The organism is Paraglaciecola mesophila (genome assembly GCF_009906955.1).
Lineage (GTDB): Bacteria > Pseudomonadota > Gammaproteobacteria > Enterobacterales > Alteromonadaceae > Paraglaciecola > Paraglaciecola mesophila_A.
The window spans coordinates 4198878-4224144 of sequence record NZ_CP047656.1 but is presented as its reverse complement, the minus strand read 5'-3'; the positions used below and the strand labels follow the sequence as shown (position 1 = coordinate 4224144).

Annotated in this window: 25 protein-coding genes; 6 read left to right on the top strand and 19 right to left on the bottom strand. The window is 43.7% G+C overall.

Going from position 1 to position 25267, the window contains the following annotated elements:
* Positions 1 to 15 precede the first annotated feature (15 nt).
* Positions 16 to 921: a LysR family transcriptional regulator gene (locus tag FX988_RS17960; protein WP_160181461.1), complete on the bottom strand. Its 906-nt coding sequence runs from the start codon at positions 919 to 921 to the stop codon at positions 16 to 18.
* A 117-nt stretch (positions 922 to 1038) separates the two neighbouring features.
* Between FX988_RS17960 and FX988_RS17955 the strand changes: the two genes are divergently transcribed.
* Positions 1039 to 1671 (top strand): NAD(P)-dependent oxidoreductase, encoded by a 633-nt coding sequence (locus FX988_RS17955; RefSeq protein ID WP_160181460.1) that lies wholly within the window; start codon positions 1039 to 1041, stop codon positions 1669 to 1671.
* A gap of 142 nt (positions 1672 to 1813) precedes the next feature.
* Here the strand turns inward: FX988_RS17955 and FX988_RS17950 are convergent, their stop codons facing one another.
* The 16 genes from FX988_RS17950 to FX988_RS17875 all read right to left on the bottom strand — a co-directional run bounded on the left by FX988_RS17950 (position 1814) and on the right by FX988_RS17875 (position 18152).
* On the bottom strand, positions 1814 to 2359 hold the full coding sequence (locus FX988_RS17950; RefSeq protein ID WP_201751601.1) for a CC0125/CC1285 family lipoprotein: 546 nt from the start codon (positions 2357 to 2359) through the stop codon (positions 1814 to 1816).
* Positions 2360 to 2512: 153 nt separating this feature from the next.
* On the bottom strand, positions 2513 to 2986 hold the full coding sequence (locus tag FX988_RS17945; RefSeq protein WP_160181458.1) for an MgtC/SapB family protein: 474 nt from the start codon (positions 2984 to 2986) through the stop codon (positions 2513 to 2515).
* Between the two features lie 317 nt (positions 2987 to 3303).
* The gene (locus FX988_RS17940) at positions 3304 to 4653 is read right to left on the bottom strand and encodes an alpha/beta hydrolase family protein (RefSeq protein ID WP_254700657.1); all 1350 of its coding nucleotides are present in this window, start codon (positions 4651 to 4653) and stop codon (positions 3304 to 3306) included.
* Positions 4654 to 4815: 162 nt separating this feature from the next.
* Complete coding sequence (locus FX988_RS17935; protein ID WP_160181457.1) at positions 4816 to 5259, bottom strand: PaaI family thioesterase; 444 nt, start codon at positions 5257 to 5259, stop codon at positions 4816 to 4818.
* Positions 5260 to 5553: 294 nt separating this feature from the next.
* Complete coding sequence (locus FX988_RS17930) at positions 5554 to 6489, bottom strand: hypothetical protein (RefSeq protein ID WP_160181456.1); 936 nt, start codon at positions 6487 to 6489, stop codon at positions 5554 to 5556.
* A gap of 10 nt (positions 6490 to 6499) precedes the next feature.
* On the bottom strand, positions 6500 to 7150 hold the full coding sequence (locus FX988_RS17925) for a hypothetical protein (protein ID WP_160181455.1): 651 nt from the start codon (positions 7148 to 7150) through the stop codon (positions 6500 to 6502).
* Positions 7137 to 7685: an RNA polymerase sigma factor gene (locus FX988_RS17920; protein ID WP_160181454.1), complete on the bottom strand. Its 549-nt coding sequence runs from the start codon at positions 7683 to 7685 to the stop codon at positions 7137 to 7139. Before FX988_RS17920 ends, FX988_RS17925 begins: the two co-directional genes overlap by 14 nt.
* A gap of 72 nt (positions 7686 to 7757) precedes the next feature.
* On the bottom strand, positions 7758 to 8669 hold the full coding sequence (locus FX988_RS17915) for a hydrogen peroxide-inducible genes activator (RefSeq protein WP_160181453.1): 912 nt from the start codon (positions 8667 to 8669) through the stop codon (positions 7758 to 7760).
* A 142-nt stretch (positions 8670 to 8811) separates the two neighbouring features.
* Positions 8812 to 10056 (bottom strand): OprO/OprP family phosphate-selective porin, encoded by a 1245-nt coding sequence (locus tag FX988_RS17910; protein WP_160181452.1) that lies wholly within the window; start codon positions 10054 to 10056, stop codon positions 8812 to 8814.
* 522 nt (positions 10057 to 10578) lie between these two features.
* On the bottom strand, positions 10579 to 11280 hold the full coding sequence (phoU, locus tag FX988_RS17905; protein ID WP_007988398.1) for a phosphate signaling complex protein PhoU: 702 nt from the start codon (positions 11278 to 11280) through the stop codon (positions 10579 to 10581).
* 15 nt (positions 11281 to 11295) lie between these two features.
* Positions 11296 to 12168, bottom strand: coding sequence for a phosphate ABC transporter ATP-binding protein PstB (pstB, locus tag FX988_RS17900; protein WP_160181451.1), 873 nt, complete (start codon positions 12166 to 12168; stop codon positions 11296 to 11298).
* A 15-nt stretch (positions 12169 to 12183) separates the two neighbouring features.
* The gene (gene pstA, locus FX988_RS17895) at positions 12184 to 13503 is read right to left on the bottom strand and encodes a phosphate ABC transporter permease PstA (RefSeq protein WP_160181450.1); all 1320 of its coding nucleotides are present in this window, start codon (positions 13501 to 13503) and stop codon (positions 12184 to 12186) included.
* A gap of 2 nt (positions 13504 to 13505) precedes the next feature.
* Positions 13506 to 14900 (bottom strand): phosphate ABC transporter permease subunit PstC, encoded by a 1395-nt coding sequence (gene pstC, locus FX988_RS17890; protein ID WP_160182230.1) that lies wholly within the window; start codon positions 14898 to 14900, stop codon positions 13506 to 13508.
* 19 nt (positions 14901 to 14919) lie between these two features.
* On the bottom strand, positions 14920 to 16002 hold the full coding sequence (locus FX988_RS17885; RefSeq protein WP_160181449.1) for a PstS family phosphate ABC transporter substrate-binding protein: 1083 nt from the start codon (positions 16000 to 16002) through the stop codon (positions 14920 to 14922).
* A gap of 191 nt (positions 16003 to 16193) precedes the next feature.
* On the bottom strand, positions 16194 to 17462 hold the full coding sequence (locus FX988_RS17880; protein ID WP_160181448.1) for an inorganic phosphate transporter: 1269 nt from the start codon (positions 17460 to 17462) through the stop codon (positions 16194 to 16196).
* Positions 17463 to 17474: 12 nt separating this feature from the next.
* Positions 17475 to 18152, bottom strand: a complete 678-nt coding sequence (locus FX988_RS17875; protein WP_160181447.1) for a TIGR00153 family protein — start codon at positions 18150 to 18152, stop codon at positions 17475 to 17477.
* 310 nt (positions 18153 to 18462) lie between these two features.
* Between FX988_RS17875 and FX988_RS17870 the strand changes: the two genes are divergently transcribed.
* From FX988_RS17870 to FX988_RS17850, 5 genes are all read left to right on the top strand, one after another.
* On the top strand, positions 18463 to 18975 hold the full coding sequence (locus tag FX988_RS17870) for a glycine cleavage system protein R (protein ID WP_160181446.1): 513 nt from the start codon (positions 18463 to 18465) through the stop codon (positions 18973 to 18975).
* A gap of 142 nt (positions 18976 to 19117) precedes the next feature.
* Positions 19118 to 21202, top strand: a complete 2085-nt coding sequence (ppk1, locus tag FX988_RS17865; protein ID WP_160181445.1) for a polyphosphate kinase 1 — start codon at positions 19118 to 19120, stop codon at positions 21200 to 21202.
* Positions 21192 to 22721 (top strand): exopolyphosphatase, encoded by a 1530-nt coding sequence (gene ppx, locus FX988_RS17860; protein ID WP_160181444.1) that lies wholly within the window; start codon positions 21192 to 21194, stop codon positions 22719 to 22721. The genes ppk1 and ppx overlap by 11 nt, the downstream gene beginning before the upstream one ends.
* A 168-nt stretch (positions 22722 to 22889) precedes the next feature.
* Complete coding sequence (locus FX988_RS17855; RefSeq protein WP_160181443.1) at positions 22890 to 23150, top strand: DUF4282 domain-containing protein; 261 nt, start codon at positions 22890 to 22892, stop codon at positions 23148 to 23150.
* A 62-nt stretch (positions 23151 to 23212) separates the two neighbouring features.
* Positions 23213 to 23806, top strand: a complete 594-nt coding sequence (locus FX988_RS17850) for an HD domain-containing protein (RefSeq protein ID WP_160181442.1) — start codon at positions 23213 to 23215, stop codon at positions 23804 to 23806.
* On the opposite strand, the gene FX988_RS17845 is transcribed toward FX988_RS17850, so the two are convergent.
* Entirely contained in the window at positions 23803 to 24141 is a 339-nt protein-coding gene (locus FX988_RS17845; RefSeq protein WP_160181441.1) for a hypothetical protein, read from the bottom strand. The genes FX988_RS17850 and FX988_RS17845 overlap by 4 nt on opposite strands.
* 190 nt (positions 24142 to 24331) lie before the next feature.
* Entirely contained in the window at positions 24332 to 25231 is a 900-nt protein-coding gene (locus tag FX988_RS17840; RefSeq protein WP_160181440.1) for a fructose bisphosphate aldolase, read from the bottom strand.
* Between the last annotated feature and the right edge of the window lie 36 nt (positions 25232 to 25267).

Below are 25267 nucleotides of genomic sequence, written 5' to 3'. Positions count from 1 at the left end.
CCACTTTCCCCTTAGTTATTGTGCTCTGGTCACATCCCCCTGCCAGCGCTGCGCTAAAAAATCGATAAACGCACGCACTACGTTTTGTTGATGATCACGGGATAAATACACCGCCCATAAATTATGTCCGGGCGCCAGATACTCAGGCAACACTTGGGTTAACGCCTGACTGCGTAAATATTGATTGGCTAAGTCACAAGGCAAATTTGCTATGCCTAGCCCGCGTAAGGCGGCTTTTAGAATAATGCCCATTTCATTGGCTTGAATGTTTCCTGACACCGGAACTTTCTCATCGCTGGTGGCTGACACAATACGCCATTGATGATTGCTACTATGGATAAGACAATTATGTGCGGCTAAGTCTCTCGGCCGCTCCAGTGGTGAATCTTGTGTAACATGTTTTGCAATATAATCAGGAGAAGCGCAAAGCACGCTATCGATATGCATTAGTTTTCTTGCTATCAATTGTTGATGCGGCAGGTCTATGTAACGCAAAGCAATATCAACTCGCTCCTCAACTAATTGAGATAACCCATCAGATAACACCAGCTGAATTTGCGCCTTAGGATGTAAAGCAACAAACTCTTCTACCACATCGAACAGCAAGTTTTGCCCTAAACCGATGGGCGTAGCAACACGGATAGTCCCGACTAACTCATGGTTGTGGCTATGAGCCCGGCTTTCAAGATCGGCGACTGAACTGAGGATATTTTTAGCAAATTCGAGTGCTTCTTCGCCTTGCAAGGTCAGGCTCACTTTACGTGTAGTGCGATGAAACAAACGTAAATCTAACCACTGCTCTATGTCTTGCACATGCCGAGTGACTTGTAAGCGACTTAACCCTATGACCTCAGCGGCCTTCGTAAAACTGCCATAATGCGCGACCTCTACAAAGCTTTGTAGCGAAATAATCCGATCCATTAGTAACCTAAATTGAACTAATTATTATCAAAAATGAATATTTATCACTTATACCACCACAAGTAAACTGGCTTTACTTTCTTAACGCAATACAAAAAAAGCAATTGGAGTTTGATAATGAAAATAGCAATATTAGGAGCAACAGGTTGGGTAGGCAACGCGCTAGTAGCAGAAGCCAAAGCACGAGGCCATGACGTGATCGCAATAGTACGTGATCCTACGAAATTAACCATTAAAGGTGTATCAACACGTGCATTTGACTTACATAGCAGCGCTGATTTTGCACCCGTTGTTGAGGGAGCTGACGTGGTCATTGCTTCAGTTAGTGGCCGTGCAGCCGGCAACCACGACCTCGTAGCACAAACTGCTAAACGTTTATTGGTCGCGTTAGCTAATACCCAAAAACGCCTGTTGTGGGTCGGCGGCGCAGGAAGCTTAGAAGTAGCACCAGGTGTAGCGCTTGTTACCTCTCCTGACTTTCCTGCTGAATTTAAAGACGAAGCCCTAGCCCAAGGCGAAGCATTAAGGGTATTTCGTAGCAATAAATTGAACACCCAGTGGACGTTTGTTAGCCCAGCAGCCGTGCTTTATCCTGGTGATAGTGAAGGTGAGTATCGCATTGGTGGAGATGCGTTTTTCACCAACAGTGATGGTGAAAGCAAAATCTCGGTCACTGATTATGCCAAAGCCATGATTGATGAAGCTCAGCAGGGTGAACACCTTAATCAGCGTATTAGTGTAGCTTACTGATTGTCTGAACTGGCGACTTATCACAACGCGTCGAATAAGCCGCTCAACGCGTTACACGATTGAGCGACTTAATGATGGTTTACAGCGCGTTTGCTGTTCTAGAGCACAGGCATTTAAGTCGATAGAGTGCAGTGCTTAATGACTACTCTTGCACTTTATCCTTTTTCGGGCCTAAGTTTTCAACGACTTGTCGCGCATCAAAACTGGTTCCGGCGTCGGGCTGCGCTCCCTTGCCCATTTCAATATTTAAAATACTCTCAATTTCGCTCTGCTCAGATCCGCCAATGAACACGCCAGTTTCAAATTGACTACGAGGGAAACGTGACGTGCGACACGTAAGCGCACCACAATCTGTTACCGTCGCATAACGTCGACTAAAGCCAACTTGTGGGCTAACTTGTACCTGTTCTTTATCGACTAAGGTTTCTCTGTCTGTTACCACAAACCAATCGTATTCTTGCTCTAAGGTTAGCTCAGCAGCACGAAGCATTGCGTAATCCATGGCTTTTGATTTATCCGTTCCCCGGGCCTTAAAATTCACTCTATATTGGGTATCGGTAAATTTACTCTCGTTATACCCAAAGCCGCCTCGAGTGGCCTCGCGATAATCCGGTTGGCTGGCGCAGCCACCAATGAATAGGCTGCTGATTAACAGTGCGCTAAGTAATAGGATGTTATTCGATTTCATTTTCTTTCCTTTTGCATTCGGCGTCAGCCAATATTGCGAATAGTGCCCATGTCGAATTGGGCGTTTCATGACGTTCTCGTGAACCACAGTATATCACTGAAGTACAAAATAGATTGATGCGTTGACTCTTTGCGTAGTTCATTGAGTGGTTGGCTAATCGTCCGGTTGATTACGCTTTTTCAGCTTGATTGTTTTAGCAAAGCGAAAAATACAAAAATTCATAATCGATAAAATCAACGCAATCTCGTAATTTTGGTAGGCAACGGCAATCCCGATAGCCCCTGTGTTCCAAATCCCTGCTGCAGTAGCGGTTCCACTTGCGCCATCGTCTTGCTTGAAAATAGCGCCACCTCCGATAAAACCGATCCCTGTGATTACCCCGTACATCACTCTTGCTTCGGCTTCTCCGTCTCCTTCGGCATAAGCATTCATTGCGATGAGCATAAACGCGCACGATGCCAAAGCCACCAGGGGGAAAGTGCGCAATCCGGCACCTCTTGAACCACTTTCGCGGTTTAATGCTATGGGTAATGCAAACAAAAATGCCAGACCCAACTGGAAGAAATGATAAATGACGAGTTGTATGTCGATCTCAAAATTAATTAAATGATCTGGAATAAAATCCATACGGTTACTAGCCTTGCTTTCAACGTTTCTTATTATTGCGCTGATAGCTAGAAAGCAAAACCAAAGCCATATATATACTTAACTAAAATCAATAAGTTACAATTACAAAGGCAATAAATACACCGTAATTAGAGGCAGTAAATGTAAATTTTACCGCTGTATTTACTCTTTTGTTCGTGACAGTTTAAGGTCATTACGTGAAGGCACGCGCCTTAGGCGCACGTTTTAGACGCACTTCCCAGGAGCACTCGCGCTTAGGCTTAGGTGATAAGGTCAGCCCCTAAACGTATAGATACATAAAGGGACTTAATACCGATTTATTCTCCAGCGGCTAGACGCTCAAAACGTAAACCTTTGGCGGTGCGATTAGCAAAGCCTTTCCAGTAGGTATGTTCTGGCTTGGGGTTACCCTGCTCATCGCGTGCATAAACGCCGTCATTAGAATTCGGCACGAGCTCCAAATAAGCCGCTTTGTCAGCGTCGTTTTTCAGGTACTTATCGAGCCACGCTGTAACAAAATGCTGAGCAATATTGTTCATACGTGCGTTGTCCCACACTGCATCGATATAGTGTTCGCTGATATTAAAACCCAGCTCTTCATCAAATACATAAGACTCTTCTGGAGCAGGCATTACAGCACCCGCGTTGTGATTAGCATTGTCATAGGTAAGCAATGAACGGTTCACATTGGTTGCGCCTTGCCAAATTGCGCGCACGCCATTTTCGTAACCTGATACATCATCTTGCGAGCCGGCAACCAATAACATAGGTACACTGATCTCTTGAAGCGTGTCATGACTAAACATGTGGTAATTCATTCCCCACGGCGCAAATGCTATTACCGTCTTTAAACGTTTATCCGCACCGGCTTTTATACCGGTTTGATGGCGTTTGAGTGTACCAAAAGGCGCACCTTGTTGACTCATCGCCGCTTGCTTAGTTACCCCTGCGCCAGCATTAATGACGGCACCGTATCCCCCCATGGAATACCCGATTAAGCCGGTATCTTCAGTGTCAACTAAACCAAATAAGAATGAGTCTTTGTCTTTCGACATCTCCTCTATTTGTGCTAACACAAAAAGCTGATCCACTGGGCGGTTGACCAAGGTCGACGAAAACGCTGCTTTCGTACGATAAGTTGAATCTGTGTGATCAATAGACACCACTACATAGCCCTTTGAAGCAATATTTTCAGCCAAGTGTGCTAGCAAAAAACGATTGCCTGGGTATCCGTGGGAAATGAGCACTAACGGAAAAGCAGAATCAGTCATTTCAGGCTTAGCATCACGCACGGCTTTGCCATGCAAAGCGACTTGAGTTTTGCCGTCACGCATATAGGCGTCAAGCACAGTATTACCCGTACTACTTTTTAATGCGGGATACCATACCTCCAGTGTTAGTGGTCTGTCATAACGCGGTAGCTCAGTAGGTTGAGCTTTTTGTGTATCGAGTTTTAGTATGTCAATTTGATTTGGGTTTATCACTTCAAGCTGACGCACACCGATACTGTGCTTACCATAAGCAGCAAGCTCTGGGGCATCAGGGCGTTGGGTATCAATTCGGTTTTCAGCAAACGATTTGCCCCCCAAGCTCAAGGTAAACACCACAAATGCACTTTTAAGCCATTTGCCATACGCATTATGGTTGCCCACGCACATCAAACTCATTCACTACTCCTAATATGTAAAAGGCCATTATGCCCATAAAAATAAGACACTTTTTCGACAAACAACGCGTTTCGCTACAAAATGCCCCGCTATACTAAAAGGAAGGCTTATACCATTCCTTGAAATTTTTTCTGAGTGGTTAATTATTTATTGTAATTGGTACTAGCGTTTCTTCGCTCGCATGATCATACATGTAGCAGAAGCATAAGCGTAAATTTTACCCGTCCCATCAGTTAACCTTCCCTCAGAAACGCCTAATGAATTGGACATACTAATCACTTTGCCTTCAGCTATTAACGGCGTGCCTTTAGGTACTGCTTTTAGCATTTTCACATTCAAGTCGATGGTCCCATAACCTATTCCTGCTTCTAACATGCTATGCACTGCACACGCAGTAACGGAGTCCAGTACGGTTGCGGCAAACCCTCCATGCACACCACCTAATGGGTTGGTATGCCTTTCATCAGCCATCGCTTCAAAAACTGCGACGCCTTTGTCCACCGAAACAAACTTCATTGGTATCGTTTGCGCCATACTCGGATGCGGCAAGTCACCTCGCGCCACAGCCTGCATCAATTCAAGACCTGACATGCTTTCAATATTCATTTGTATACCTTTGTTCCTATTAGCAACCAAATAGACTCATGGTGTAAACCACAACAGTACCCTAGCTAATAACCCGACATAATGATTCAGGTAACAATTTATGGAACGAAGGAGATTATTACCAATAGATGTGGATGATAGGCATATATATCAGTGGATTAGATAGACATAAGCCAAATTGCGTGACGACAAAACAAGCCCTAAGGCAAAAAAGCCGCTACTTTGAGAGAAATAGCGGCGATAAAACACTTTGTATGTTGAAATTAAGCTGAGCTTGCACTGCAAGACGACAGTTTAAAAACCATACACTTGACCGTTTTGCAGTAAACGTTCCTGATTGATTTTGTCTTTCACGCACGCTTGAATGTCACTGTGTTTGAATACATAAACACGGTCTTGGCTACTTTGCTGTGCTCGCCTATTTGACGAATCAAAATCACTCAGCACAAAATTTACATGCTCTTTGTCATCAAGCGCCTTAAGCCCGGCACCATAGCGACACAACACTTGTCCTAAGTTCTGCTCAAAACTCGTTAGAAATCCCTTACGCTCGTGCGCAGCGGCCTCTTTACGTTGTTTGACCAATGCTTGTCGCTCGGTTTCAGTTTTTGTTTTGTAACGTTCAACTTCTGTGCGTTTAAGTTGGATCTTTTTTAGCTCTGCATTCAGTTCACTTAGCTGTTCTTCAATGTCGGCTTTGCGTTCATTGTCGCTATTGCTTTTTTCGAATTCAAGATCACGTCGGCGACGTTGATAGTCTCGCTCTTCCCATGATAATTCGCGCAGCTTTTCCCCTAGCGAACGTATTTTACTGATGGATTCCTGCGATAGATATTCAGCTTGCTCCATGGCCTCTTCTACCGCGTCCTCTATTTCATCTTCATCGATACGAATGTCGATATCCCCGTCCTTGAGATGAAACACATTCGGTGCGATTGGCGCAACAGGAACAGATGGATGCCCATCGATAAACGCAAAAACTTGTCTGTAACCATAGTGGTTCATTGTCATTTTAAAGACCACGCCCTGATCTTGCAGATAGGTATAGTCGATATCTCGTATGCTCAGACTTCCTCTTTGGTTATCTTGCTTGAGTGCGGTTTGCAAAATGCTGCTCATAATCTCAAGCTCACCGGTTAATGCATTCATGTCAGTCTTTGCGGCAATGGGCAAGGCCCACATACTGGCAACTAAGGCGCTAAGAGCATAAATACGTTTAGACATTTTCATAGGGTTACCTCTACTGTTGCGTACCGTCTACTTTGATGCCATTTGCATCCAAGTAAACGTCTTGTTGTAATTGATTGAGTTGGCGAGCATAGAAAAGTTGGTCATCGCTACGCTGCTGATTCACGAACTTAATGAGTTCAGCGAAGTCTTCACGACGCTCTTTGCGACTAGAGGTCAAAAGGTAATTCGTTAGTTGACTCGCACTCTCTAGCTGTTGCTGCTGCAGCGTTTGTGCATACAAGCTAAACGCTTCTTGTTGATTTTGTTTAAACGCATCTAACTTGCTATCTACTAATTTCGCTAATGCCTGTTCTGACTGCCCTGAGCCGAAGCGAATACGCAGCTCCCCCTCAGAAGTGGTGACTTGCGTCCCCGTTAACACCAGCACAATAGCCAGCGCTGACGTCACGAAAGATACACCGGATAACCACGACCAACTATTACGGGCATGCTGGGGCTCAAAAGTAGCGGCTTTATTCCACTTTGGGACCTCAGAAGAGGAATAATCATCAGCACCTATTTTAACCATAGCGGCCGTATCCACCTGCTCAGCAAATTGACTATCCTGGATACAGCGTTGTTCAAATTCGTCCCGTTGTTTTGGGGTCAGTTTGCCTTCTAGCCACAAAGCTAGAAGTTCGGCGTTGTCATAGCTCGACATAATCCACCTCCATTAAGGTTTTCAATTTTGCTAACGCCCCATACAACCGAGACTTTGCCGTATTGACAGACATACCGGTTTGTTGGGCGATTTCTTCAAAGGTAAAATGACCAAAAAATTTCAGTTCAACCACGGACTTTTGCGCCAAAGGAAGCTGTTGCATTGCACTGACCAGTTGGGCATTACGTTGCGTATTTTCGATAAGTTGCTCAGTATGCTGTGCAGTACAGGGAATGTCAGGCGTATCCTCTAGTCCTTGCATGGGGCGTTTTCGCCGATAAAACTCGATACAGCGGTAATGGGCGATACGAAATAACCAGCCTTTAAAGCTTCCCTCACTTCGATAGGACGACAAATTTCGAAATACCGAAATAAACACGTCCTGCATTAGGTCCAGCGCGTCGGCGTTATTTCCTGTCATGCGCAGCCCGTAATGATAAACGGGCTTTTCATAGCGTCTGAGTAAGCTGAACCAGGCTTTCTTCTGCCCTTTCAACGCTTTCTCTATTAGCTGTTCGTCGCTCTTCTCAAACACCAAATTTTTCCCTATTGTGTTGACTCAATATTAAGTCGAGACGCGGGTTTAAAAAGTTTGACTAAAGTAGAATTATTTTTTCAAGGTAGGAACCGGTGTCAGCGGTGAAAGTAACTCTGCCAAGCGACGAAACAAGCGCACACGGGTGGTAGCGTTGCGCCACACTAAACCAATTTCCCGATAAGCACTGTCTTCAGCAGGCAAAGACACCAGCTTTGAGGTACTCAGAATATGATTTTTTATCGCTAACTCGGGCATAAAAGTGAAGCCAAGTTTACTGTTAGCTAGCTGCACCAAGGTATATAAACTACTGGCAGCCAATGTATTGACCTGCTCTTTATGACGTAAATTACAGGCGCTTACCGCGTGGCCGGTCATGCAATGCTCTTGTTGTAGCAAAAACACACTCTTAGCAGGCAGTGCCGACACATCCATTGGCATAGGTAAGGTATCAACTAGGTCAGAATGTGCAATGAGATGAAAGGGATCATGACCGATAACCAATTGTTTGCAGCCTGGTGTTTCCATGGGTAAGGCTAAGACCAATAAATCAAGTACCCCTTCATTTAACTGACTGAGTAAATTCGTGGTGGTATCTTCTTGTAGTTGCAATGAGATGTCAGGCAAATGCTCTTTTACTGCACCAATTAGCCCTTCAAAAAAGAACGGGGCAATCGTCGGAATAACCCCTATTTTCAAATTACCCGATTGCCAATTTCCTGCCGTTTGCGCGAAATCCACCAACTCATTCGCATCGTTAAGCAAACGGCGGCTACGCTCCACCAACTCTAAACCAAAAGGTGTGAACACAAAGGTTTTATGCTCTCGCTCTAGCAACTGACAGCCAAATTGCTCTTCTAAATTCTGAATGGCAGTACTAAGGGTTGATTGACTCACATGGCAGTGAGCAGCAGCACGGTGGAAATGTTGTTCTTGATGGAGTGTGACGAGGTAATGTAGGTGCTTTAGGTTAGGCCATTTCATATAAAACTCATTAACAAAAACGATTGATTCGCCAAGTTTAAATCAAATATGCAGATGTTTCTCGGCGATCTTGCATTCTTTTTGCCAACGATAAATGGCGAGATAATGAATATCAGTTACCTCGCTAACTTTCGCATAAGAGTTAGAAGCCAATTTGCCCTCTAATACCAAATACATTCACCGAGAAATTGTCTGGCGCTCCTTGTTCAATATCAAGGGCATGAGAATAAGACAGATGGCCGTAATTAAGTATCAAGCGCACGTCATCTACTAGTGTCCAAATCAGGGATGCCATATAGGCATCTTGCGTTCCACCGATTATGCCGGCATCGACTAAATCGAGCCTGTCATAGCGAACGTTAACTTGCCAAGCGCCTATCCCACCATTACTAACAGGTTGATTCACCTTAACGCCTTTAAATACGCCACCTTTGTATTCACGTTTGTCTTGTGTGATAAAAAATCCTGCTTCAATTGAACCGCCAAAAAAGGTCGGATCAGCATAGTCTGATCGCGTAACGTTTAACCAATGCGTCTCGCCAACGACATGAAAACGCCCAGCAATGATCGCCGCCTCAAGACCATAACTCGTTTCGTCACTAGCCCCTACAATGTCTTCAGTATTAATAAAGCGTGTATCGACGCTGTGAATATGCGGCCGTTGTCGATAACGAACGCTATCTATTTCATCACCTAAATCACGGATATGAATTGAACTACCAAGATGAATAAGCGTGCCTTGAAAAGTCGTAGCGTAGCTAACACGTCCATCAACACTAAATGAATTATTTTTGCCCCCTAAATCATCGATGTTATCTGAGAACACGCCTCCTTCGAGCAAAAAATCGTTCAATGTATAAGTAGCTGAAAGGCCAACTCTGCGCTCAAACCCGAAGGCATCCGTATACGCTGCTCGCTCTGTAAAACTTGTATCGTTACTGCTTGATAATTCTTCAAGCCCCTGAAAGGTATTGTGTTGCCCAAGCGTTAGTTTTAAGTCTCCCTCTTTGAAGCTCACAAAGGCATCGGTAAAGATGACATCATCAGCAAAATCAGCGATAACTTTATAACCAAAGCCTCTAGGAGCAGTTCCCTGCAGACCAAAACGAAGACGCCGTACTTCGCTACTAGCGCCTTCGTCGGCCCCCGTAATACTTGAGGGCACAGAAGATAGCTCATTGTAATCATAAAGCGCCCGTCCTCTCGGTTTAACGCTCCACTGGCTATTTGCCTTTTCACCAGAGACAAGATGATCCCTAGCCGATACAGCGGTTACAGGCTCAAATTCATCTTCAAGGTCGACGGTTCCTGTGTTTTGTAGTTCGACAGGCTGGGAACTGACCTTACGCTCACTATTTTGCGCGCCAGCGTCAACTTGCGTTGTCATGGCGATTGGTTTGCTAGTAAAAATGATGTTCAGCAAACAGAATGTAATTAGGTAGGTTTGGCTCTTCATACAAATGCGAATAAAAAATCCTATTATACGATGGCAAAATCTTCTCGAACCTTAGATGCTATACAGGTTTAGGTGAGCAATACACCTTTGTTTTGAACCTAATATCTCGTTCGATCCACTATAGTGCATCCTTCACAGACAACATCTAGGCAGATTTTGTTTCGTCGTTAGTGTAATGAGCAGCCAATTACAACGCACAAATTAAGCGCAGTACGCATAAAACCGCCTCTCAAAGTATTTGCGCGCAATGTATGATATTTCTATAGGAAATGCATCAAAAGATGACACATTTATGACAAATTTATGACTAAAACACTGTAATCGAAAAGTAGGTACGACTGAGCTTTACAGGTGAGTGAACATTTACCGCCATTCAAAAAGAGGAAAAGTAAGGAGTATCAGTTGTCTCTAGATTATTCACCAAAGGCAAGTAATCTAGAGACTGATTTACAGCTAAGATTTATTCAATCTTTTCTCAATTTCATGCACGCTCGTATGACGAACATCATATCCTTTAACCAGATAAATAATATGCTCGGCAATGTTGCGAGCATGATCGCCAATTCGCTCTATAGAACGAAGCGCCCAAAGAATATTCATTACGCGCCCAATAGAGCGTGGGTCTTCCATCATATAGGTGACGATTTCTCGCATGGCTGACTTATATTCTCTGTCTACCTGAGTATCGGCACGAGCAACGTCTAACGCTTTGTCAGCATCAAACCTAGCAAAAGCATCGAGTACAGAATTCACCATTTTCTGGACTAACGCGCCCATATGACGAATCTCTTCATAGCCCCCAGGTGCTGCACCATCATCACTTAAGGCGATGGCCATCTGAGCAATTTTCTGTGCTTCATCGCCCATTCTTTCTAAGTCGCGGGTCATTTTAGTCACAGACAGCACCATACGCAGATCAGATGCCGCGGGTTGGCGACATGCTAAAATCATGGTGCAGTTTTCATCAAGTAACACCTCTCGGCGATCAACATCGTTTTCGACTTCCAGCACATGCTCCGCTAAAGGTCTGTTGACCGATTCAATGGCTTTGACTGAATCAATAATTTGCTGCTCTACTATTCCGCCCATTTCAAGGACTTGGCTTTTCAGCGCCTCTAAGTCAGAGTCAAAGCGCTGAGAAATATGGCGTTCCATACTGTTCTCCTTAGGTTAACCGAATCGGCCTGTAATATAGGCTTCGGTAAGCTCATGCTCTGGATTGGTAAATACACGGCGCGTATCATTCACTTCGATCAGTCGCCCCATGTGAAAATACGCAGTGCGAGTGGATACTCTTGCCGCTTGCTGCATAGAATGTGTGACTATCGCGATAGTGAAGTTTTGACTGAGCTCCGCCATCAACTCTTCGATTCTTGCCGTTGCGATAGGGTCGAGTGCCGAACAGGGTTCATCCATCAATATCACTTCAGGACTCACCGCGATGGTGCGAGCTATACACAGACGTTGTTGCTGACCTCCTGACAAATCTGTACCAGGAGAAAATAAGCGATCTTTTACCTCGTCCCACAGACTGGCTTTACGCAGACTATCTTCAACTATCTCGTCTAACTGCGCCCGACGTGACACCAAGCCATGTACTTTTGGCCCATATGCAACATTTTCGTATATCGACTTAGGAAAAGGGTTAGGTTTTTGAAATACTATCCCGACCCGCGCACGCAAAGGCACCACATCTTGCTTACGATGATAAATGTTCTTTTCATCAAGGGTGACCTCGCCCTCAACTTTGCAATAATCTATGGTGTCATTCATTCGATTAAGACAGCGTAAAAACGTTGATTTACCACAACCGGATGGCCCAATCATCGCCATCACTTCGTTGCGATTTATATCGAGACTAACGTCATGAATTGCCTGCTTATCAGCATAATACACATTCAAATTGCGCACTGACATCTTGGCTTTTTCTGAAAAGGGGCTCCCTACAGTTTGTTGCCCTAAGCCATGCTGTGCAAAGTCCAATGGTTGTCCAGTCTCAGCCATGGGATCAAATAAACGGTTGTATCCTGAATTCGAATTCACTACCTATTCCTACTCTTAGTGGCCACGGCCAAGTCGATGACGCAACCAAACAGCTAACCCATTCATCGCAATTAAAAAGGCTAATAACACCATGATTGCAGCTGAGGTACGTTCGATAAACGCACGCTCCGGGCTGTCTGCCCACAGAAAAATTTGTACGGGTAATGCGCTTGCCGGATCCAATAAATCCGCGGGCACGTCCACAATGAATGCCACCATACCAATCATTAACAAAGGCGCTGTTTCACCTAATGCTTGCGCAAAACCAATAATGGCACCGGTTAGCATCCCTGGCATCGCCAAAGGTACAACATGATGCAATACCACCTGCATTTTTGATGCACCAAGACCGTACGCCGCGTCACGTATCGACTGCGGTACAGCTTTGATTGCCGCTCGACTTGAAATAATAATGGTTGGCAAGGTCATTAAGGTCAATACTAATCCGCCCACGAGAGGTATGGACCGTGGCATGTCAAAAAAACCGATAAAAATAGCCAAACCAAGCAAGCCAAAAATAATTGAAGGCACAGCGGCCAAGTTATTTATATTCACTTCAATAAAGTCGGTTAAACGATTTCTTGGGGCATATTCTTCTAAATATACTGCTGCAGAGATCCCAATAGGAAATGACAAACCAATCGTAACCAACAGCATATACAAAGAGCCCATTAACGCACCGCGTATCCCCGCTTGTTCTGGCTCTCGCGAATCACCCGAAGTGAAAAATGTGGTGTTAAACGTTTGACGTATTTGCCCTTGTTCGAGCCAACGATCTACCCACTTTTGCTGTTGCTCAGTTAATCGCCCACTAAAGCCTTGCTCATTTCGCGTCCGACTTTTAACGTAATTGTCTACATCGTCATCTGCCGTCAACCACATAGATACCTCGTGATTTAGCTGTTCAGGTGTATCGATTAGCATTTTTTGTAAATCGTACACAGCCCCTGTACTGACTAAACTCAACAACTGGCGTTTATCGAGCGCAGAAAGCTCAGACGCCATTAACGCGCTATTATCGGTAAGCAGGGCATTTTCAATAACCGCATCATAATTTGCATTTTCGAGCTGCTCAGAAGACGGGTTCGTTACCTGCAAAGACTCAGAATCTAGGCTAAGTTGCAGTTGAATTTGTGTTTTAAAAAAAGCGCCGTGCCCTTTGCCTACGATGTCAGTAAAAAGAATTAAGAGGCAGACAAAACCAAATAAAATCGCCCCAATACCGTAAACTCGGAAACGCCACTCCGCGCGCTTGCGTTTTGCAAGATTCCGATTGACTAATTCAATGGTGCTAGGCTGTTGCCTAGTCGCGGATTTATGATTCATCTTACGCATAGTTACTCATACTCTTCTCGGTATTGACGTACCACGTATAAAGCAACATAGTTCAACGCCAAGGTCACCATGAATAACATTAGCCCCAGCGCAAACGCGGATAAGGTTTTCGGACTGTCAAACTCTTGATCCCCTACCAGCAAAGTGACGATCTGCACAGTGATGGTTGTTACTGACTCAAGCGGATTCGCCGTTAAATGAGCGGCCAATCCGGCGGCCATCACGACTATCATGGTTTCACCAATCGCCCTTGACGCAGCCAGTAACACCCCACTGATAATCCCGGGTAGCGCCGCAGGAATAACCACACGCTTGATGGTTTCTGATTGGGTTGCCCCCAAGCCTAAAGAGCCATCACGTAAAGATTGCGGCACGGCTTTTAATACATCATCTGACAATGACGACACGAACGGTATGATCATGACTCCCATAACTAAACCAGCAGCTAACGCACTTTCTGATGAGACTTCAAGGCCTAAAAAGTGGCCACTATCGCGAATAAATGGTGCCACCGTTAACGCGGCAAAAAATCCATACACCACAGAAGGGATCCCCGCTAATATTTCAAGCATGGGCTTAACCACCGCCCTGAACTTTGGTGTGGCGTATTCTGATAAATAAATCGCCGACATCAAACCAACAGGAACGGCAATTAACATGGCGATAAAAGAAATAAGCAACGTGCCGACGAATAACGGTACTGCACCAAACGCACCTGATGCGCCTACTTGATCAATACGTAACGCCGTTTGCGGGCTCCAATGAGTACCAAAAATAAACTCAAAAAAATTGATCGATTGAAAAAAGCGCAAAGATTCAAATAACACAGATAGCACAATACCTATCGTGGTTAAAATGGCGATGCTGGCACACAATAATAAGGTCCATTGGAACACCCTCTCTACTTGCTGGCGCGCTTTCACTTTGGCCTTGATCAAATTCCAGCTCAGTGAAAAAGCCAAAACTAAACTGATTAACACAACAACTGTGAGACTAAGCTGACTTAATTGCTGCCAACGCAGATAATCTTGTCCTGCTTGTATTAAATAATCCGGTGTGCTGCTGCTAATGAGAGAATTGGGGTATAAAGCGAGATTGATCACCGTATTAACCATCAAATCAACTTCGTTTTCGGGCAAGGTTTGCGCTGATTCAGGCAACACGTTCACAATCGCAGCATGTACTGCATAGTCGTCCAGCAGTGTCCAAATTAAAACAATCATCAAACAAGGCACGGCACACCACAGCGAACTTAGCAGGCCGTAGTAATAGGGTAAAGAATGCAGCGTCCCTTGTTGACTGCCACGCGACGCGATATCCGACGCGCGGTTGCGACCTAAAATGTATGCACCAGCTGCACACAATAAGGTGATAATGATCAGTGTAGGGGTTTCCATAGCATGCATAGCGTAGTGTTCAGTGTACATCTGGACGCAGGCTGTTAATGCGTTGCTCTACAGCCTCTCGTTGTGACTTTGGTAGTGGGATCATCCCTTTACGTGATAGATAACCACTCTCACCGGACGCTTTGTCACTGACAAATTCACGTATGAACGCTTCTATCCCTGGGATCATTCCGATATGCGCCTTTTTAACGTAGATATATAGCGGACGAGAAATTGGATAATCACCGCTGGAAATAGAACGAAACGAAGGGTTAAACCCATCAATATTAGCGCTTTTGATACGATCTCTGTTTTGATCGAGAAAGCTAAAACCTAGCAAACCTAATGCGTCTGGATTTGCATTGAGTTTCTGCACGACTAAATTATCATTCTCACCCGCATCAATATAAGCACCGTCTTCACGCAGCATACGACACAAACGCTTTTGCTTATTCTTGAGTGCCCTTGTCTTTTTATGATCGCCACTGGATTTGTTTGAAGATATAGACATATTAGCCAGCCACTCGAAAGTGTGGCAACCGTGATCTAATACCAGTTCAGAAAAGGCATCTCGTGTCCCTGATGTGGGTGGTGGGCCAAACACGTTTATCTTGATGTTGGGCAAGCTGGGGGTAATATCTTGCCAAGTGTGATAAGGGTTATCTATGGTCGTTTTGCTACCGTCTGGATTCGGGACGCGTTTCGCTAGGGCAAGGTAAAGCTCTCGCCTCGTCAATTCAATATCAATACCCGATTGACTTTGAGCGAGCACAATTCCATCGAAACCAATAAGAATCTCAATCACCTCGTTCACACCATTTTGTTTGCAAAGCTCAATTTCAGACGCTTTGATTCGGCGAGACGAATTAGCAATGTCTGGAAATTTCATCCCCACTCCTTGGCAGAATAACTTTAACCCGCCACCTGAACCCGTCGATTCTATTTTGGGTGTATGGAACTGAGAAGACTTACCAAAACGCTCAGCCACGACGGTGGAGAACGCATATACGGTTGATGAACCTACCACATCTATGTAGTCGCGCATGGCCGTAGCTGGTGCACAATAAATGCCCCAAAAACAAACAACAATAGCCCACACGACACTCGGTTTCATCCAACCACTTTTAATAATTTAACCAGATTTGGCTCGTATAATATGACACTTTTATAACGGTTATATTACAGTCACAACCAAGTACAACATTTTTAAATTTCAGACATAAAAAAACAGAACCTGTACGTGCACCGAAAGTAGCAAAGTACAAAAGTTCTGTTTTTGAGGTGGTGACTCACCAACATTTTGCCTTAAGGAGCAAAAATACCTTTTAGCACAAAGAAGAACAGTATCGACAAACCTGCACCAGCAGGTAGCGTAACCACCCAAGAGACAACAATATTCCGTACCACTCCAAGATTGATTGCCGCAATACCTCGTGCCATACCCACACCTAATACAGCACCCACCAAGGTTTGCGTAGTAGAAATCGGTAAACCAGTGCCAGAAGCCAATACCACAGTACAAGCAGCAGCGAGTTCAGCGGCAAAACCACGGCTTGGTGTAAGATGAGTAATGCCGTTACCTATGGTAGCAATTACGCGGTGACCAAATAAGGCCAATCCCGCCACGATGCCTAGGCCACCCAAGGGTAGAATCCACCACACTAATCCCGCTTTACTGCTAATTTCACCATCACTATTGATAATGCTCACCACAGCAGCCAGAGGCCCAATTGCATTAGCGACGTCGTTTGAACCATGGGCAAATGCCATACAACATGCGGTGACAATCATCAAAATAGCGAAAATTTTCTCAACATTAGCAAAATGGGTACGTTTGTCGGCTTTGGCATCATAATGCACCCGACTTATCGCATACTTACCTATGAGTCCGACCAGAATAGCAATGGCGATAGCAATGTAATAACCATCTGCAGGTTCAATATGCAATCCTACATGCTTAAGGCCTTTTTTAATCGTTACAAGCGACATAACAAAACCGGCTAACCCCATATAAAATGGGACGTAGCGTTTTGCATTATCAAACGGCTTGTCGGTATCAAATATCAGTTTTTGCGCACTCTGGAATATCAAAAATGCAATAAAACCTGATATCGCGGGAGTAATGACCCAACTTCCAACAATGCCACCCACTGCGCTCCACGCCACAGCATCAGAACTGACGCCAACCGCAGCAAACCCGACTAACGCGCCTACAATTGAATGGGTAGTCGACACGGGCCAGCCTAAATAAGATGCAAATCCCAGCCAAATACCAGCAGCCAGTAGCGCCGAAATCATCCCGTATACTAGTAACTCTGGGCTCTCTATAAAGTAAGAAGAATCTAAAATTCCTTTGCGGATAGTTGACGTTACTTCGCCGCCCGCTAAGTAAGCGCCGGCAAATTCAAATACCATCGCGATTAATATCGCTTGCTTAATGGTCAGTGCCTTGGATCCAACAGATGTCCCCATCGCATTGGCTACATCATTTGCACCAATACCCCATGCCATGAGGAAACCGACTAAAGCGGCTACCACAATAAGTGTGAAGCCGTATGTTTGTAAAATATCCATTAATGCTTTCTCTTAATTGGCCAACATGAGTTCGAGTCTTGAGCCAACTCGCTCTGAAATATCAGCCAACTCCCCAACCCATTCAATAATGCTATACAAAAACATGACATCGACAGGGTTGAGCTGTGACTCTAAATCTAATAACTCTCTGCGTACAGCAACTTGCATTACGTCAGTGTCATCTTCAATTTTATCTAAATCGACGATCATATCTTCGACTAGACGTACTTCGCGACCGCGAAACCCAGTCTCAAGTAAATCGTCAAGCTCGTTTATCACGCGCTTAGCTTGTTTGGTTGCATCGAGGCAGCGTTCCAAATACGCCATAAAACTTTCACGCATGACCACTGGAATATCCATATGACGACCTAAAACGCGACCAGAAATGTCCTTAGCTTTATTCGCAATTTTGTCTTGCTGGGTTAACAACTCAAGGACATCTTGTCGCTGAATCGGCATAAAAATACCACGAGGCAGACTAATTCGAAGGTCTCGCTTAAGCGTATCGGCTTGCTTCTCTAGATTAGAAATTTCTTTCTGAAATAGAGCTGCTTTTTCCCAATCACCTGCGAAAACAGAATTAAAAAATGGAAGCAGCCCTTGGCTACATTTATTCACCACCTTAATATGATCTTCAAGTGGCTTTAGGGGAGATTTTGCGAAAACCCCAAGAAATGTGTTTGTTGGCATACGTTAAGTATCTCTATGGTTTAAATACTACAATTCGAATTTAATCGTCGCGCATGATACCTGAAGAAAAATGACAGTAACATGACAGTGACGTGCTTTTCGTATCAGTTTTACAACACATGGTAATAATAGCGCTCAATTGCCAATACTATAAACTGTCACAATCCCCCTGAATAATGGGGGTAAAAATAGGAGGTTTAGTTTATTCTATCAATTGATTATTAAGGAAAAATTACAAACATTCACCCTGATTGTACGCTATGCTAATTATCAATACTCAGAGCATCACTTTAACGCGAGGTTCATTAATATGAAATCATTGATTTTTACACTTGTTGGCAAAGACAAGCGCGGCTTAGTCGATTCACTTGCTCAATCCGTGTTCAAATTGGGCGGAAATTGGCTAGGCAGTAACTTGTCATATATGGCAGGTCACTTTGCAGGCTTTGTTGAAATTCAATTACCTGAAGAAAAACAAGCCTCTTTAATTGAGCAATTTTCTACTCACCCAGATTTATCAATCAACTTGGTCGAAGGTGACAATAACCTTCCTCCTCAAACCCACAGTGTGCAAATCGATATCATGGGCAACGATAAACCCGGTATCGTGCAGGAACTCACTGCAATTTTAAACCGGTTTAATCTAAACATAATCAAGTTTGACTCTACCTGCGATAGCGCCCCTAATTGGGGAGGGTTATTGTTTAAAGCCAAAGCCTTAGTGGCAATCGAAAAAGGCTTTGATTTAGATGAGCTAAGTGATGAATTAGAATCCATTGCAAATGACTTAGTCGTTGATATTAGTTCAACGGGCAAAGTCTAACTTTGTCTAGGGCTTTGCTTTTAGGTAAAGCCCGTATTATCAAAGACAAGAGTGTACGAGACTGAGATATAGCTGTCATAAATTCGTCATACACAGTTGACACTATATCGCACAAATTTTTCTTATTTGACATTAAGATCCAATGACTGCTCAACCTAATATCTATTTTTCTCGTGAAATCAGCTGGCTTTCCTTCAATCAGCGCGTACTTCAAGAAGCAGCCGATCGCAAAAACCCTATTGTTGAGCGGATCCGTTTCCTCGGTATTTACTCTAGCAATATGGATGAGTTTTACCGTGTGCGAGTAGCGGATGTTAAACGCAAAATTTACATCCACCTAGATGAAGGCGAAATAGAAAAAGCAGATAAAACCAAGCTGCTCATGGAGCAAATCCAAGAAAAAGTCGTTGGCATGACAGAAGATTTCGAACGCGTTCGTGAAGATGTTGTCGCACGTTTAGCCCGCTACAATATCTTTTTGCTGGAAGATGAAAAACTATCGGAATATCAAACCACTTGGTTAAAGAACTACTTTAAAAATAAAATTCTGCGTCATATCGCGCCAATTTTATTGCATAGCAAAGTTAACCTCGTATCCCGTTTAAATGACTCTGCAACTTACCTTTATGTTGCCATCAACAACAGTGGCAAAAATACCCAATATGCAACCATCGAGGTACCGACTAAATCACTGTCGCGTTTTGTGGTCATTCCTCCGGAAAATAGCCGTAAGAAAAAATACATTATCTTACTGGACGACATCATTCGCCATAACCTTGAGAGTATCTTTAAAGGCTTCGTGGACTTTGAATCAGGTGAAGCCTACTCCTTTAAGATGACCCGCGACTCTGAATATTCGATTAACGACGAAATAGATGAAAGTTACGTCGACAAAATGTCAGAAAGCATGAAGCAAAGGTTAATCGCTGAGCCCGTCCGCGTGGTTTATGACGAGCAAATGCCAAGCGACATGGTGCGTAACTTGAAAAAACGCTTAAAAATATCGTCCTACGACAGCTTAATTGCAGGTGGTACTTACCGGAACTTTAAGGATTTTATTGGTTTTCCCAATGTAGGGCGTGACTATTTAGAAAACCCCAAATTACCTGCTATCACCTCAAATGATTTTGCGGCTCACAACACAGTATTCGACGCAATCAGCGAAAAAGACATTCTGCTATATTATCCCTATCACCGCTTTTTACACGTTACTGAGTTTGTACGCCAAGCCGCGTTTGATCCTAAAGTTAAGCAAATCAAGTTGAATATATATCGCGTAGCGAAGAATTCACGCATTATCGATTCCCTGATTGATGCCGTCGATAACGGTAAGAAAGTCACTGTAGTCGTTGAGTTAAGGGCGCGCTTTGACGAAGAAGCGAACATTAGCTGGTCTAAAACCATGACCGATGCCGGCATTAAAGTCGTGTTTGGTATGCACGCGCTAAAAATCCACAGCAAATTATGCTTAGTCAGCCGCGAAGAAAAAGGAGAGCTGATCCATTACGCTCACTTCGGTACAGGCAACTTCAACGAAAAAACCGCTAAGATTTATACCGATTTCAGTTTATTTACCCGTAATCAAGAGCTCGCCTTAGAAGCCGAAAACGTTTTTAACTTTATTCAACAGCCTTATCGTCGCCAAAAATTCCAGCATTTACAAATATCTCCGATTAACGCACGTACTAAAATTCAACTATTGATTAGGCAAGAAATACAAAACGTCAAAGAAGGATTGAGCGCTGGAATTACGCTAAAATTGAATAACTTGGATGACCAACTGTTAATTGATGATTTGTACAAAGCCAGTCAAGCTGGCGTAAAAGTGCGCTTGATCATTCGCGGTATGTGCTCGCTCGTGCCCGGAGTGAAGGGATTAAGTGAGAATATTTCTGTCATTAGCATAGTCGATCGCTTTTTAGAGCACCCCAGAGTCATGGTATTTGAAAATGGTGGTGACAAACGTGTGTTTATTTCATCCGCGGACTGGATGACCCGTAATATGGACTTTAGAATTGAGGTGGGTTGCCCTATCTATGAGCCAAAACTGATTAAGCAAATTCTAGATATTCTTGAAATTCAATTTCAAGATACACTGAAAGCCCGTATTATTGATCAGCACCAATCCAATAAGTATGTGCGCCGGGGTAATCGTAAAAAGTTACGCTCTCAATTAGAAACGTACGAATACATAAAGCAGCAGGAAAAAAAGAAAGATGCCCAATGATAATGCGCCATTTGATGGTGTGGAAGTAAGAGACACCAACAAAATTGCCGCATTAGATATTGGCTCTAACAGTTTCCACTTAGTGGTAGCAAGAGTCGTAGCAGGCTCAGTGCAAATATTGCATAGAGTGAAACAAAAAGTACGTTTGGCTCAAGGTTTAAATAGCGACTATCAACTTGATGATGAAGCCCAACAACGGGGTTTAGATGCGTTAAACGTGGTCGCTGAAAGCTTGCAAGATTTCCCACCTGAAAACGTGCGAATTGTTGCCACTTATACACTGCGCAAGGCGCGCAATGCCAAAGCCTTTATTCGAGCTGCACGAAACATTCTCCCCTACCCCATTGAAGTGATAGGGGGAGCGGAAGAAGCTCGCTTAATTTATTTGGGTGTCGCCCATACCAACCATGATAATGGCCAACGTTTGGTGGTCGATATTGGTGGTGGCTCTACCGAGTTCATAATCGGGCAAGGTTTCGAGCCCAAAATGCTGCGTAGCTTACAGATGGGCTGTGTAAGCTACACTAAGAAATTCTTTAAAAACGATGAACTAAAAAGCAAATCATTTGAGCGCGCTATAACCGCCGCCCAGCAAGAACTTGAGATGATTGACAAAGCCTATCTTCGAGCTGGCTGGAAAAGTTGTATCGGTACCTCAGGCACGATCCGCAATATTATTCAAATTGCCCAAAATGACAGTGTTAAATCCACTGAAGGTAAAGTCACCCTCTCGCAACTTACCCGTTTAATGAAGATATGCTGCGAAGCAGGCACAGTAAATAAGCTCAATATCAGCCAAATGAGTGAAGATAGAAAGCCTGTTTTCGCTGCAGGATTAGCCATTTTGATTGCGATTTTTAAAAGTTTAAACATCGAGCATATGATGTTTTCCACTGCGGCCCTGCGCGAAGGCGTTTTATACGAAATGGAAACGCAACTGACCCACCCAGATGTACGACAGCGCTCAGCTGAAAGCTTGGCCACACGCTACGATGTAGATATTGAGCAAGCTAGGCGGGTGCATAGCGTGACCATGGATATTTATCAGCAATGCAAAGAGAGTTGGAATATTGCCTCAAAAGAGCTCAAGAGCATGCTAGGTTGGTCAGCATTACTACACGAAGTGGGATTGCAAATTAATACTCATGGTACTCAACGTCATTCGGCGTACATACTGCAAAACATTGATCTTCCAGGCTTTAATCAAGAACAACAAACGTTAATGGCAACGCTAGTGCGTTATTATCGTAAAAAAATTCGCCCAAATGAGATTGCTGACTTCACCCAGCATCCAACGGAGCATGTGCATAAATTAATTGCTATTTTACGTCTTGGCGTACTGTTAAATATTAAACGCCAAGATGACATACTGCCTCCCATAGAAGTAAAAGTGAAAACAGCGAGTATTCGTCTTACATTTCCTGAAGGTTGGCTTGAGAATAAACCCATTTTTAGTGCTGACCTTGCCACTGAAGAGCGCTACCTTCAGGCGCTAGGTCTACAGTTGCGCTATGAATAAGCCTTGTTTTTCTGTTTGTGCTTCTCAACCGAGTGCTAAAAAATAGAGCATAACCTCTTGTAATAATTAATAAAAATATCTTATAGTTGACTTACCATTTTGTATATATCGAGATGGTATTTAAGATCGTTAACTGCATTTTAATATTTAATAACAAGGAAGGTATTTATGAAGGATCTTTTCTTCTTCGATTCAATGCTCACCCCAAAAATCATCACTTTTGTATATTGGCTGATGTTAATAGCTGCCGTGGTGTCTGGTGTCACGACTATGTTTAATTCATACGGTGGTGGCTTTATTGCTGGTTTGGGTATACTCATTGCTGGCGTAATAGGGGCCCGAATATGGTGTGAACTGTTGATCGTGTTATTTAAAATTCACGAAAACTTGAAGAAAATCGCTGACAGAAACGAAACCAGCGAGCTTTGATACGCTTAATGGTGGTTGCCAGTCGGCAACTGCCTCTTTTTGCTGCTAGGACCCCGTAAAACATGCATCCTCTTACCGCCCAAATAACCTTCATGCTTGAAATAGACAAACTAAAAGCGGTGTACCGTAAAACAGTAGTTCAAGCAGATAATAATCGACATGAAAACAGCGCAGAACACAGCTGGCACATCGCCTTGTTAGCCCAAGTCATGGCTGATTACGCTAGTGAGCCTGTAGATATATTACGCGTGACAAAAATGCTGCTTATTCACGATATCGTGGAAATTGATGCCGGTGATTTATTTGCCTTTGCTGAAGAGCACGATCATCAAGCACAAGAGCAAAAAGAATTAGACGCAGCCAATCGTATTTTTGGTTTACTACCCGAACAGTCAGGTCAAGACATGCTGAGTCTTTGGCTTGAGTTTGAGCAAGCGCAGTCAGCAGATGCCCAGTTCGCTAAAGCAATGGATAGGGTGTTACCGGTGCTGCAAAACATGAGTAATCACGGGGGCAGTTGGAAAACAAACAAGGTTAAGAAAAGCCAAGTGCTAAAACGAAATACATATTTGCAAACCATCGCCCCAAAGCTTTGGGATTACGTTATCGAGCAAGTGGATATAGCGGTGAATAATGCCTGGCTAGTAGACGACTAACGTCCTAAATACTGATCAATCAGGTCAGCGACTTTTTCGTGAAAATGCGCTTCAAATGCATCAAGTTCTTGCTCTAACGCACTTAAATATTGTCGCGCTTTAGTGTGATCCAGGCGTTTATTGTTGGTTTTATATTCTGTTTCCGGCAGGCTTTTGTCATAACGGGGAACAATACGCCAACGTACAAAATCGCTATGCAACGAAGAAACTTGGTGTTTAGCAAACTGGCAAAAACCTTCAATATGCTCGCTTCCATCGGGCCCCAAGCAACCGGGTTCAACTCTAAAAGTCACCGCTAATTTTTTGTATAATGGCAAGGGCAAAGTGACTGGCATAGTATCTCCGCACATTTGATTAACTTTTTGATAAATATGAATTTATGCGTAAAGTACTGAATTAACTCTAACATTATATTACCAAGTCCTTTAGGTAAATCTACTAGGCAAAGGTATAGTGCAGGTCGCTAGCACAAAAACAAAAAAACCAAGCGTTAGCTTGGTTTTTATAACAATAATTAGCCAATCATTAGCTTACTGAAGCTTGATATATGCCTTCGATGGCTTCGTCTAACGTAGCGTTAAACTCATCATCTGATTGCTTAGCACTCACGCCTTCTGTTAGCGCGCGAGAGAAGCTAGCAATCATGCCTTTATTCTCTGACAAACGACGATTTGCTTCCTGACGATTGTAACCACCTGAGAGTGCTACCACTTTCAACACTTTAGGGTGTTCCACTAATTCTCGATAAAAGTTTGTTTCTTCTGGCAGCGTCAGCTTCAGCATCACAGTTTGCTCAGCATCTAAAGCAGCAAGTTGGGTTAAAATAGCCGCTTTTAACAAAGCTTCAGCTTGTGCTTTTTCAGGGCTATTTATATCCACTTCCGGCTCTATGATAGGCATCAAACCTGCCGCTAAAATTTGTTTACCCACTTCGAACTGCTGGGCAACGATAGCATCAATACCGGCTTTGTTGCCAAGTTTAACCACTGAGCGCATTTTAGTACCAAATACGTCCTGTGCATTGGCTTTGGCGAGTAAGTTTTCTAAATCGGCGATAGGCTTCATTAGCTGAACCCCATCAGCCTCATCTTGCAAACCTTTGTCTACTTTTAAGAAAGGAACCACGTTCTTTTCTTGCCATAGAAAGTGTGCAGATGATTTGCCGCCAATTTCACGATCTAATGTATTTTCAAATAAGATCGCGCCCAAAACTCGCTTTCCATTAAAGGCAGGGCTTGTGACAATACGGGTACGCATTAAGTGAACTTGCGTGAACATCTCGTCATCATTTGTGTATTCAGTCTCTTCAACACCATATAAACGCAAAGCTTTTGGCGTACTGCCACCACTTTGGTCAAGGGCCGCGATAAATCCATTATCACTTTTTATTTTTTTTAGCATATCCAATTGTGCTTGTGATGCCATGAGCAACACTCCTTAATTGTGTTGTAAGCCGATGGG